The following is an 11,046-nucleotide window of genomic DNA, read 5'->3' as shown; positions in this document are numbered from 1 at the left end:
TACCGCCCACCCCCGAGCCGTCCCCGGTCCCGCGTCCGCCAGGGCCGAACCCCGACCCGGTACCGGAACCGTCGCCGCAGCCCAGCCCGCTGGGCTGACGGTCCGCACCACCAAGGACACCGCACGACCAGAAGGACATCGCAGAAGGAGAGGTGCTTCCCATGGCCATCGCCACGGTGAATCCGGCCACCGGCGAGACCCTCAAGACGTTCGACGCGCTCAACGAAGGCGAGATCGAGGACCGGCTGGTCCGGGCGGAGCAGGCGTGGCAGGAGTACCGCACCACCGGCTTCGACCGGCGCGCCAACCTGCTGCGCAAGGCGGCGGAGCTGCTGGAGGCCGACGCCGACGACATCGCCCGCACCATGACCACCGAGATGGGCAAGCCGCTGGCGCAGGCCCGTGCGGAGGCCGCCAAATGCGTGAAGACGATGCGGTGGTACGCCGATCACGCCGAGGCGCTGCTCGCCGACGAGCACCCCCGGGCCGCCGACATCAAGGACTCCGGCGCGTCCCGCGCCTATGTGCGCTACCGCCCGCTGGGCCCGGTCCTCGCGGTCATGCCGTGGAACTTCCCGCTGTGGCAGGTGATCCGCTTCGCCGCGCCCGCGCTGATGGCGGGCAACGTCGGCCTGCTCAAGCACTCCTCGAACGTCCCGCAGACGGCCTTGTACATCGAAGACCTCTTCCGCCGCGCGGGCTTCCCCGACGGCGCCTTCCAGACGCTGCTGATCGGGTCCGGCGCGGTCGAGATGGTCCTGCGCGACCCCCGGGTGGCCGCCGCGACGCTGACCGGCAGCGAGCCCGCCGGCCGCTCGGTCGCGTCGATCGCCGGTGACGAGATCAAGAAGACGGTGCTCGAACTGGGCGGCAGCGACCCGTATCTGGTGCTGCCCTCGGCCGACCTGGAGAAGGCGGTGTCCACCGCCGTCACCGCCCGCGTGCAGAACAACGGCCAGTCCTGCATCGCCGCCAAGCGCTTCATCGTCCACACCGACGTCTACGACGAGTTCGCCTCCCGCTTCGCCGAGAAGATGGCCGCGCTCAAGGTCGGCGACCCGATGGCGGACGAGACGCATGTGGGCCCGCTCTCCAGCGAGCAGGGCCGCTCCGACCTGGAGGAGCTGGTCGACGACGCCACGCTGCACGGCGCCACCGTGCTGTGCGGCGGCGGCCGGCCCAAGGGCCTGGACCGCGGCTGGTTCTACGAGCCGACCGTGCTCGCGGACGTCACCAAGGAAATGAAGATCTACTACGAGGAGGCGTTCGGCCCGGTCGCCACCCTCTTCCGTGCCGAAGGGCTGGACGAGGCGATCGAGATCGCCAACGACACGTCCTTCGGCCTCAGTTCGAACGCCTGGACCGAGGACGCGGCCGAACAGGAGCGGCTGGTCCGCGATCTGCGGGCGGGCGGCGTCTTCTTCAACGGGATGACGGCCTCGCACCCCGGTATGCCGTTCGGCGGCACCAAGCGCTCCGGGTACGGCCGGGAGCTGGGCGACCACGGCATCCGCGAGTTCTGCAACATCACCACGGTCTGGTACGGCGCCAAGGGCTGACCGCCCATGACCGACGCCTCACGCGCTCCCGGGCGCGGGCGCGGCGAACTCGCACCACAGCGCCTTGCCCGCGCCCCGGGCCTCCGTGCCCCACCGGTCCGACAGTGCCTCGACGAGCAGCAGGCCGCGCCCCGAGGTGGCGGTCTCGCCGGGGCTGCGCCGCCGCGGCCAGCGGCTGGACCGGTCCTCGACCTCCAGCCGGATCCGCCCCGGCGGGCCGGGCAGCAGCTCCAGCGAGACCAGCGCCCCGCTGTCGGTGTGCCGCAGCGCGTTGGTGATCAGCTCGGTGGCCACCAGCGCGACATCGCCCGCCACCTCCCCGGCCCGCCACTGGTCCAGCATCCGCCGCAGCTCGTTGCGGACCTCGCCCGGGCCCGCCGGATCCGCCTGATGGACGTGCAGCCGCAGGCGCGGCGTCGCCGGGCCGCCCGGCTCGGCCAGCCGGCGCAGCAGCAACAGGGCCATGTCGTCGGGGGAGCCCGGCTGCTCCCACAGCAGCTCCGAGAGGTGATCGGCCAGCGCGTCCAGCTCGCCGGGCCCGTCCTGTACCGCGCTGGTCAGCGCGTTGATCCCGGCGAGGATGTCCAGGCCCGGCTGCTCGACCAGGCCGTCGGTGCACAGCAGCAGCGTGGAGCCCGGCTCCAGGAACAGCTGCGTCTCCGGGTAGTGGTCCTCGCCGAAGACGGTGGCGAGCCCCAGCGGCAGTCCGCCGTGCACGGTCGGCCAGTGCACATGCCGCCCCGCGTCCGAGATCATCGGCTCCAGGTGCCCGGCCCGGGCCACGTGCAGCACCCCCGACGAGAGGTCCGCCTGGATGTACGTACAGGTGGCGAACCGCTCGGTCTCCAGCTCGGACAGGAACCGGGAGGCCCGACTCAGCACCGTCGGCGGCGGATGCCCCTCGCCGGCGTAGGCGCGCAGCGCGATCCGCAGCTGGCCCATCACGGCCGCCGCGTGGGTGTCGTGCCCCTGCACGTCGCCGATCACCACCCCGGTCCGGCCCTGCGGCAGCGGGATCACGTCGTACCAGTCGCCGCCGACGTCCCGGCCGGTGCGCGCCGCCTGGTAGCGGACCGCGACGTCGCCGCCGGTGATGGCGGGGACCCGGCGCGGCAGCATCGATGCCTGCAGCCCGGTCGCGAACTCCCGTTCCTGGTCGAAGAGGGTGGCCCGCTGGAGGGACTGCGCGATGACGCCGGCCAGGGCCAGCGCCAGATTCCGGTCCTCCGCCGTGTGCGTCCTCGGCTCGGTGTCGACCAGCCCGAGCGCGCCGATCACCTTGTCCTGGGCGACCAGCGGCAGGAACGCCGCGCCGCGGACGCCGATGTCCTGGATGTACGGCTCGAGCCGCGGGTAGCGCCGCAGCAGGTCCTCGCGGGAGGTGAGGAAGGCCGGCTCGCGGGTGAGCGCCGCCTCGGAGAGCGGCAGGGTGCGGTCCAGCGGCATGTGCAGCAGCTCGGGCACGTGCAGCGGCTCCGTGGCCGCGATGACGTCGAAGACGCCGTTGTCGACCAGGCCCAGGGCCAGCGCGTCGGCGCCCAGCCGCAGGGGGCCGTCGCGGTCGGTGAGCACATCGGTGACGTCCTGGACCGACAGCGCGCGGGACAGCGCGGTGGTGGTCCACTGCACCAGCGTGGTCTGCCGCTCGCGCTCCTCGTCGGGGATGGCCAGCAGCGCCGAATCGGCCAGCTCGGCGGTGGCCTCGCGGACGATCCCGGCCATCCGGTAGGGGTGGCCCGCCTCGCTGCGCAAAATGCGGCCCTGGAGGTGCGTCCAGCGCGGTGTGCCGTCCCGGCAGCGGATGCGGAAGTAGGCGCCGCAGGACCGGCGGCCCTGCTGGATCGCCTGCACGACGGCGTTATCGAGGCGGTAGCCCTCCTCCTGCGGGACCCGCTCGTGCAGTGCTGGGCGCGTCCCGTCGAACTCCTGCGCATGCAGGTCGAAGACCGCGAGCCCGCCCGCGTCCAGCGCGAAGGCGCCGCTGTCCAGGTTCCAGTCGAAGGAACCCATCCGGTTGAGCGCGAGCAGGTCCGGCAGATCGACCGGCGGTCGCTCCTCCACGCCGTCCCCGCTCTGCTCCATATCAGGATCTTACGGTCATATTGGGTGAGGATGGGTACTGAGGACGACGGGGTGTCCCGGACCGTACGCGGCGCCCTCACCCCGCGCGCACGGGCACCGCCGCCAGCCGCGGACACCAGGACACCAGGACACCAGGGCACCCGAGAGGCGGTGCCCGCACCGACGGATCGAGGAGATCGTGAACAGCACCCTTCCCGTCATCGCCGGCGTCGACGGTTCGGTGAACAGCCTCCGGGCGCTGGACTGGGCGGCCGGCGCGGCCCGGCTCGCCGGTGCCACGCTGCACGCGGTGCACGTCTGGCCGATCACCCCCATGCCGCGCGCGCTCGGCGACGCACAACCGCACCCGGTCCCCGATCCGGGCGACCCGGTGCTGCAGGACGTCCGGAAACACCTCGCCGAGCGGGCCGACGCCCCCGATACGCGGTACCTCTCCGCGCACGGCGCGTCCACCTCGACGCTGATCCGGCTGAGCGCCCAGGCCCGGCTGCTGGTCCTCGGCTCGCGCGGCCGCGGCGGCTTCACCAGCCTGCTGCTCGGCTCGGCGGGCCGGGCCGCCGCCATGCGGGCCGCCTGCCCGGTCGTGGTCGTGCCCGACGAGCGGCGCGCGGAGCCGGGGGCCGGCACACAGGGCCGGCTCGTGCTCGGGCTGCACCCGGAGGAGACCTCCGACGAGACGCTGGACTTCGCCTTCGCCGAGGCCGAGCGCCGCGATGCCGAGCTGCGCGTGGTCACCGCGTACCCGAACCCGTATCCGATGCTCATCGCCCCCGAGAGCCTGCCGCCCGGCAACCCCACGACGGGCGAGCTGGAGGCGCGCGCCGGCGTCCAGCAGGAGGAGCGGCTGCTTCCCTTCGTCGAGCGGCACTACCCGAAGGTGCCCGTCGACCGGGTCCTCGTGCAGGGCGACGTGGCCGGCCGCCTGGTCGCCGCGTCCCGCGCCGCCGACCTGGTCGTGGTCGGCCGGCACCGCCGCCGGCTGCGCGACGGCGGCCTGATGGGCTCGGTCGCCAACGCGGTACTGCTGCACGGCCACTGCCCGACGGCGGTGATCCCCGTACGGTGAGGCCGTACGGGGCGGGGCCGCTCAGCCGCGGACGGCGGCCGGCGCGTTCACCGGCGTACCGGTCCGTGTGCGGTGCGCGAGCTTCGCCGTGCGCGTCGCCACGTCCACCGTGTACGCGTCGATCGTCAGGCCCTTCGGGGACACCTTCAGCACCATGAAGCCGTGGCTCGCGAAGTCCTGCCACGCCGCGGGGACGTCGAAGTGGGCCTTGCCGTCGCCCGTCTTCGAGGCGGCGCCGCAGACGACCTGGCGGGTGCCGCCGGTGCGCGCCGAGGGCTCCAGGACCTGCAGCGTGTGGTCGTGCCCGGACAGGATCAGATCGGCCCGCCCGCACACCACCTCCTCGTACAGCTCCTTGAGGTGCACGCCGCTCGTGTAGTGCCCGAAAGTGAAGCCGTCGTACGAACCGGCGCTGCCGTGCTTGCCGTTGTTCAGATACGGGTGGTGGCCCAGCACGATCTTCCACTGGGCCCGCGACTCCTTCAGCGCGCCGTCCAGCCAGGCGCGCTGCTCGCGCATGTAAGGGCCGTCCCAGTGGAAGTAGGGGTCGGTCTGCACGACGTAGGAGGAGACGGGGGTGGTGTCCAGCGCGAAGAACTCCACGAGCGGAGCGCCGCCCGAGCCGGCGGGCAGCGCCACGCTGTAGTAGCGGCTCGGCATGTACCACCGCTTCGAGGTCGTCGCGTACGCCACCTCCCGGTCCCCGCGCGAGGGGTCGCCGCCGCTGCCCGGTATCACCCCCGAGCAGTCGTGGTTGCCCAGGACCATCAGCCACGGCACGTCGATGCCGGTGTTGGGCTTCTCGAACTTGTCGTGGAATTCGGAGTCGTGCGCCGACTCGGGCCCGTTCTCGTAGATGTTGTCGCCCAGCCCGACGGCCAGTCCGATCTGCTCGCTCGCCATCAGGTCGCGCGCCGCGGCGGCCACCGCGTACTGGCCCTCCTCGCCGGTCCCGGCGTCCCCGGTGACCAGTACGGCGAACTCCCCGTTGCCGTTGGGCGCGCTGGGGAAGGGGTACTTCCCGTCCGCCGCCCGGTCCTGCGCCGCGGCCGGCGCGGCCGCCCCGTACGGCAGCACGGCGAGCGCGGCGCCCGCGACGGCGCCGCCCAGGAGCGTGCGCCGGTTCAGGTTCGGCACGGGAGCGGTGCGCGTGGCGGCGGGGGTGGTCATTGCCCCGCCGGGGACCGTGCCGCTCCGCACCCACTGGTCCTCGGTCATGTCCGCCTGCGGCGGAATCAGCTCACACATGCCAGGAGTTGTCTCATGACCTACTGGTCAGTTGGTGAAGATGTCATGAACGCGACGTAGACGTTCGGGGAGTCATCGCACGAGTTTGCGCAGCGTGCGGCCACAGTGCCGCGCGTATGCCCGCTGGAACACCGGGATCAGCGGCCCGGCCAGCCGCGTGTACCAACTCGCCGCCCTGCTGAAGGCGGTCACGGTGAACCAGACCGAGTCGTCGGGCCGCAGCTCCGCGACGAAGGACTCCTCGCCGCATTCGGGATGCCCCTCCAGCGTCCCGTAACCGAAGCCGATGCGGTCGCTGTCGTACGTGCTCCACACCACCCGGCACGGCGCGGTGATCCGCAGCGGGCCGACGCCGAGGCCGCTCTCGACCGGCACGCCCGGCTCGGCGTGCGCGGCACCGGCCCGGATGCGGATGCCGGCCGCCCGGTGCATCCGGAAGGCTGTGATGGCCTCACCGGCCCGCTCGAAGACGGCCCGGCCGTGCCCGACCGGCACCTCGACGTGCAGATGGTGGTACCCGGCCGGGAGCGGGCCGTGCTGGGTGGCGCCGTGTTCGGGGTAGGTGAGTGCGGCGGTCATGCGCGCTCCTTCGAGCCGGTGGTGCGGTGGACGGAGGCCGGCAGGCGGTGCCAGGCGAGCAGCGCGCAGAGCGCGAAGCCCAGCGCGTTGCCCACGCCGTGGGTCGCGGCCATCCAGGTCAGGGTCGGGTGCGGCAGCCCGCTCGCCTCGCCCAGCGCCCAGCTCAGCGCCAGCAGCATGGTCGCCACGAGGACCGCGGCCGAGACGGCGAGCAGCGCGCGGGCCGTACGGTCGGCCGCCGCGGTCCGCAGGTCGCGCCAGGTGACCAGCGCGACCAGCCACATGCCGCAGGTGAGCACGGCGGCGCCCGCGAACTCCACCCACTCGCCGGTGAAGTACCCGGCCAGTACCAGCAGCGTGCCGGCCGGGACGCTGAGCGCCGCGTACCGCGCGGCGGGCCCGCCGTCCGCCCGGCAGACCAGCCCGGCCACCAGCGCGGCGGCGAACCCCGCGAAGTGGAAGTGCGGCACGGTCAGCGACAGGATGCGCAGGGAGAAGCCGAACAGCTCGGTGCCGTGCCGCTCGGCGACCAGCGCGAGGCCCGCGATCGCCGGGGTGACCAGCGCGGTGAGTACGGCGATCTCGCGCGGCACGAGCGAGCGGGTGCGGAACAGCCGACGGGGCGCGAGCAGGGCGAGGGCGAGGGTGGCCGCGGCGTAACAGGCGGCGAGTGCGGTGGCGGCGGGGCCGCGCGGCAGCCACAGGCTCACCGCGCCGAGCGTAGCGGGCAGCCACCAGATCCGGCGCAGCCGCGCCGCACCGGGCTCACCGACCAGCGCGAGCCCCATCGGTATCACCGCCAGCATTCCCACCATGACGACGATACGGACGATCACGTCCATGCCTGCCCCCTCCGTTTGAACGTGTTCAAGTAACGCTCATGGCAGACCGTACGCCGTGAGTTGAACTCGTTCAAGTGAGGGGTGTCGGTGGCGCGTCCTGCGGGTGTTGGCCGGAAGTGCCCGGCCATACGTGCGGTTCCTGGTGCCCGGTCATGACGGTCGGGCAGATTCAGTGGGCAGCTTGCCGCATCCGGAAAGGCAGACCGTTGGCATCGATGTCCAAGCACCGTGTACGTCTCGCCGTCCTGGCGGTGTCCACCGCCCTGCTCGGCGCCGCCGCGACCGCGTCGGCGCCCGCCCTCACTCCCGAGCCCGCCTCGGCGGCCCGGCCGACGGGTGGCGGTCCGGCGGCGGGCCGGCCCTACATCGAGACCAGCCTCTTCTTCGGCACCGCCCATCCCGACGGCAGCCCGCCCGTCACCGACAAGCAGTTCCGGGGGTTCGTGAACGAGTTCGTCACGCCCCGCTTTCCGGACGGGCTGACCGTCCAGGAGGGGCAGGGCCAGTACCGGGACGCGAACGGGACCATCGAGCGTGAGCGCTCCTACGAGCTGATCCTGTTCTACCCCACGGGTGAGGCGGGCCCCAGCGGTCGCAAGATCGAGGAAATCCGCTCCGCCTACGAGAAGAAGTTCGACCAGGAGTCCGTGGCCCGCGTCGACGACCGGACGACCGTCGACTTCTGACCCCCGCTCCCACGGACCCCGGTACTCAGACCTCCCTCGCGCCGTGCCGTCCCGCGCCCGCCACGAAGCGCGCGGCGCCCTCCGTCGCGTGGGCCAGGGATTCCTGGCCGTGCCGGAGTTCGGCGGCCATCGCGTCCGCCTCCGTCAGTCCGGCCTGCTCGCGTACCGAGGCCCGGTCGCCGCGCAGGCACTCCTGCGGGAAGCGGGCGAGCTCCGCCGCCAGTGCTTCGGCCTCCGCCCGAGCCCGCCCCTTCGGCACCACCCGGTTGGCGAGCCCCATCTCCAGCGCCTCGGCGGCCGGCACCGGGCGCCCGGTGAGGATCAGGTCCATCGCGCGGCTCTCGCCGATCAGCCGCGGCAGCCGGACCGTGCCGCCGTCGATCAGCGGCACGCCCCAGCGGCGGCAGAACACCCCGAAGACCGCGTTCTCCTCGGCCACCCGCAGATCGCACCAGAGCGCCAGCTCCAGGCCGCCCGCCACCGCGTAACCGCTGACCGCCGCGATCACCGGCTTGGACAGCCGCATCCGGGTCGGGCCCATCGGCCCGTCGCCGTCCGGCGCCACGCGGTTGCCGCTCTCGGTGCCGATCGCCTTGAGATCGGCACCCGCGCAGAACGTGCCGCCCTCACCCCACAGCACCGCCACCGACGCCGCCTCGTCGCTCTCGAACTCCCGGAAGGTGTCCGCGAGCTGACGTGCCGTCACCCCGTCCACGGCGTTACGGGCCGCCGGCCGGGACAGTACGACCGTGGTCACCGGGCCCTGCCGCTCGACCCGTACGGGGCTCAACCCGCCACCCCCGTGGGCGACTTGACGCGCGCCCTGGCCAGCACGGCGCCCAGGTCCGCGCCCGCCGGCAGGGTGCCGAAGGCGTGGCCCCACTCGCCGCCCAGCCGCGAGGCGCAGAAGGCGTCCGCGACCGCCGGGTCGCTGTGCCGGACCAGCAGCGCACCCTGGAGGACCAGCGTCAGCCGCTCCGCGAGCGTACGGGCCAGCAGCTGGGCCCGCTCCGGATCGGCCAGCTCCGGCAGCATCGCCTTGAGCCGCGCCACCGCGGCGTCCAGCCGTGGGTCCGCGCCCGCCGCGGCCTCCACCTCCGCGAAGTACGCCTCCAGCCCGGCCGGTTCCTTGGCCAGCGCGCGCAGCACGTCCAGCGCCGCGACATTGCCCGAGCCCTCCCAGATGGAGAGCAGCGGGGCCTCCCGGTACAGCCGGGGCATTCCCGACTCCTCGACGTAGCCGTTGCCGCCCAGGCACTCCAGGGCCTCCGCCGCGTGCGTCGCGCCGCGCTTGCACACCCAGTACTTGCCCGCCGCCAGCGCGAGGCGGCGCAGCGCGCCCTCGGCGGCGTCGCCCGCCTGCGCCCGGTCCACCGCGGCCGCCAGCCGCAGCCCCAGCGTCGTCGCCGCCTCCGACTCGATCGCGAGGTCCGCGAGCACCGACCGCATCAGCGGCTGGTCGGCCAGCTCCCGGCCGAAGGCGCGCCGGTGCGCGGTGTGGTGCAGCGCCTGCCGCAGCCCGGCGCGCATCCCGGCGGCCGAGCCGAGCACACAGTCCAGCCGGGTCATGTTGACCATCTCCACGATGGTCCGCACCCCGCGCCCCGGCTCGCCCACCGGCCAGGCCACCGCCTCGTCGTACTCGACCTCGGAGGAGGCGTTGGAGCGGTTGCCGAGCTTGTCCTTCAGCCGCATCAGGTGGAAGCGGTTGCGGGTGCCGTCCGGCAGCACACGGGGGAGGAGGAAGCAGGTCAGCCCCTCCTCCGTCTGCGCCAGCGTCAGGAACACATCGCTCATCGGCGCGGAGGTGAACCACTTGTGGCCGGTGATGCGGTACGTCCCGTCGGCGTCGCCCGTCGGCACCGCGCGCGTCGTATTGGCCCGTACGTCCGAGCCGCCCTGCTTCTCCGTCATCGACATACCGGCGATCAGCCCGGCCTTGGCCAGCGGCGGCCGCAGCCCGAAGTCGTACGTACGGGCCGCGAGCAGCGGCTCGTACTCCGCGGCCAGCGCGGGCGAGGCCCGCAGTGCCGGGACCGCCGCGTACGTCATCGAGATCGGGCAGCCGTGCCCCGGTTCGGCCTGCGACCACACGTAGAACTTCGCGGCCCGCACGAGATGGCCGCCGGGGCGGTTCTCGGCCCACGGCGCGGCGTGCAGGCCCTGCTCCACCGCCACGGTCATCAGCTCGTGCCACGCCGGGTGGAACTCCACCTCGTCCACCCGGTGGCCGTACCGGTCGTGGGTGTGCAGCTTCGGCGGCTGCTCCTCCGCCATCCGCGCCAGCTCCTGCACCTCCGCCGAGCCGGCCAGCGCGCCCAGGACCTGCACCTCGCGCTCACCCCACTCGGCACCCTCCCGGCGCAGCGCCGCCAGCAGGGTCGGGTCGTCCGCCGCGCTGAACCCGGTGAGCGGCGGCGCCTGATTCAGGACTTCATGGGTGACCGTCATAGGGCCGACATTACAGTTTTCGTGTATGTGAAGGAAGACTGTAATGATGCCTGCCATGGATCCACGTCTCGGCCTGCGGCCGCTCACCGCGCGCTCCGTCGTGCTCAGCACGCTCCTCGGGCACCACCCGCCCCGGCTGCCCGCGCGCGCACTGGTCAGGGTCGGCGAGCTCTTCGGGATCGCCGAGGGCACCGTCCGCGTCGCCCTCTCGCGCATGGTCGCGGCCGGTGACCTGCGGCAGAGCGACGGCTCGTACGGGCTGACCGCGCGGCTCATGGAGCGCCAGGCCCGGCAGGACGAGAGCCGCGCGCCGCGCACCGTGCCCTGGGCGGGCGGCTGGGAGATCGCGCTGGTCGCGGGCGCGGAGCCGCGTACCGCAGCGGACCGCGCCGCGCTGCGGCAGGCCATGACGGCGCTCCGGCTCGGCGAGCTGCGCGAGGGCAGCTGGCTGCGGCCCGCCAACCTCGACCGGCCGCGGCCCGCCGCCGCCGTCGGGCGTGCCGGTCAGCCAGGTGCACTGCTCGACGGCCGCG

General features: G+C 73.5%; 9 protein-coding genes and 1 pseudogene. 4 read left to right on the top strand and 6 right to left on the bottom strand.

Annotation, left to right across the window (positions count from 1 at the left end):
• The first annotated feature begins 161 nt into the window (after window positions 1-161).
• A complete protein-coding gene (locus CCS38_RS33420; protein ID WP_223737168.1) occupies window positions 162-1,559 on the top strand; it encodes an NADP-dependent succinic semialdehyde dehydrogenase in 1,398 nt (465 codons plus the stop codon).
• 18 nt (window positions 1,560-1,577) lie between these two features.
• Here the strand turns inward: CCS38_RS33420 and CCS38_RS33415 are convergent, their stop codons facing one another.
• Entirely contained in the window at window positions 1,578-3,641 is a 2,064-nt protein-coding gene (locus tag CCS38_RS33415; RefSeq protein WP_223737164.1) for a SpoIIE family protein phosphatase, read from the bottom strand.
• A 178-nt stretch (window positions 3,642-3,819) separates the two neighbouring features.
• On the opposite strand from CCS38_RS33415, the gene CCS38_RS33410 reads away from it, so the two are divergent.
• Window positions 3,820-4,707: a universal stress protein gene (locus CCS38_RS33410; RefSeq protein WP_223737163.1), complete on the top strand. Its 888-nt coding sequence runs from the start codon at window positions 3,820-3,822 to the stop codon at window positions 4,705-4,707.
• Between the two features lie 21 nt (window positions 4,708-4,728).
• Here CCS38_RS33410 and CCS38_RS33405 read toward each other — a convergent pair whose 3' ends face one another.
• From CCS38_RS33405 to CCS38_RS33395, 3 genes are all read right to left on the bottom strand, one after another.
• Complete coding sequence (locus CCS38_RS33405) at window positions 4,729-5,955, bottom strand: metallophosphoesterase (RefSeq protein ID WP_223737162.1); 1,227 nt, start codon at window positions 5,953-5,955, stop codon at window positions 4,729-4,731.
• Window positions 5,956-6,027: 72 nt separating this feature from the next.
• A complete protein-coding gene (locus CCS38_RS33400; RefSeq protein ID WP_223737160.1) occupies window positions 6,028-6,534 on the bottom strand; it encodes a DUF1990 domain-containing protein in 507 nt (168 codons plus the stop codon).
• On the bottom strand, window positions 6,531-7,376 hold the full coding sequence (locus CCS38_RS33395) for a YndJ family protein (protein ID WP_223737157.1): 846 nt from the start codon (window positions 7,374-7,376) through the stop codon (window positions 6,531-6,533). Before CCS38_RS33395 ends, CCS38_RS33400 begins: the two co-directional genes overlap by 4 nt.
• Window positions 7,377-7,591: 215 nt before the next feature.
• Here CCS38_RS33395 and CCS38_RS33390 point away from each other — a divergent pair, with 215 nt between their 5' ends.
• Window positions 7,592-8,062: a DUF3574 domain-containing protein gene (locus CCS38_RS33390; RefSeq protein ID WP_223737155.1), complete on the top strand. Its 471-nt coding sequence runs from the start codon at window positions 7,592-7,594 to the stop codon at window positions 8,060-8,062.
• A 25-nt stretch (window positions 8,063-8,087) separates the two neighbouring features.
• Here the strand turns inward: CCS38_RS33390 and CCS38_RS33385 are convergent, their stop codons facing one another.
• On the bottom strand, window positions 8,088-8,852 hold the full coding sequence (locus tag CCS38_RS33385; RefSeq protein ID WP_223737153.1) for a crotonase/enoyl-CoA hydratase family protein: 765 nt from the start codon (window positions 8,850-8,852) through the stop codon (window positions 8,088-8,090).
• A complete protein-coding gene (locus CCS38_RS33380) occupies window positions 8,849-10,513 on the bottom strand; it encodes an acyl-CoA dehydrogenase family protein (protein ID WP_223737151.1) in 1,665 nt (554 codons plus the stop codon). Before CCS38_RS33380 ends, CCS38_RS33385 begins: the two co-directional genes overlap by 4 nt.
• A gap of 55 nt (window positions 10,514-10,568) precedes the next feature.
• Between CCS38_RS33380 and CCS38_RS33375 the strand changes: the two are divergent.
• A pseudogene (locus tag CCS38_RS33375) lies at window positions 10,569-11,046 on the top strand (PaaX domain-containing protein, C- domain protein); the annotation flags it as partial.

The organism is Streptomyces purpurogeneiscleroticus (assembly GCF_020024005.1).
Taxonomy (GTDB): Bacteria; Actinomycetota; Actinomycetes; order Streptomycetales; family Streptomycetaceae; genus Streptomyces; species Streptomyces purpurogeneiscleroticus.
The sequence above is the reverse complement of the archived record's forward strand: the minus strand, read 5'-3'. Positions and strand labels throughout refer to the sequence as shown.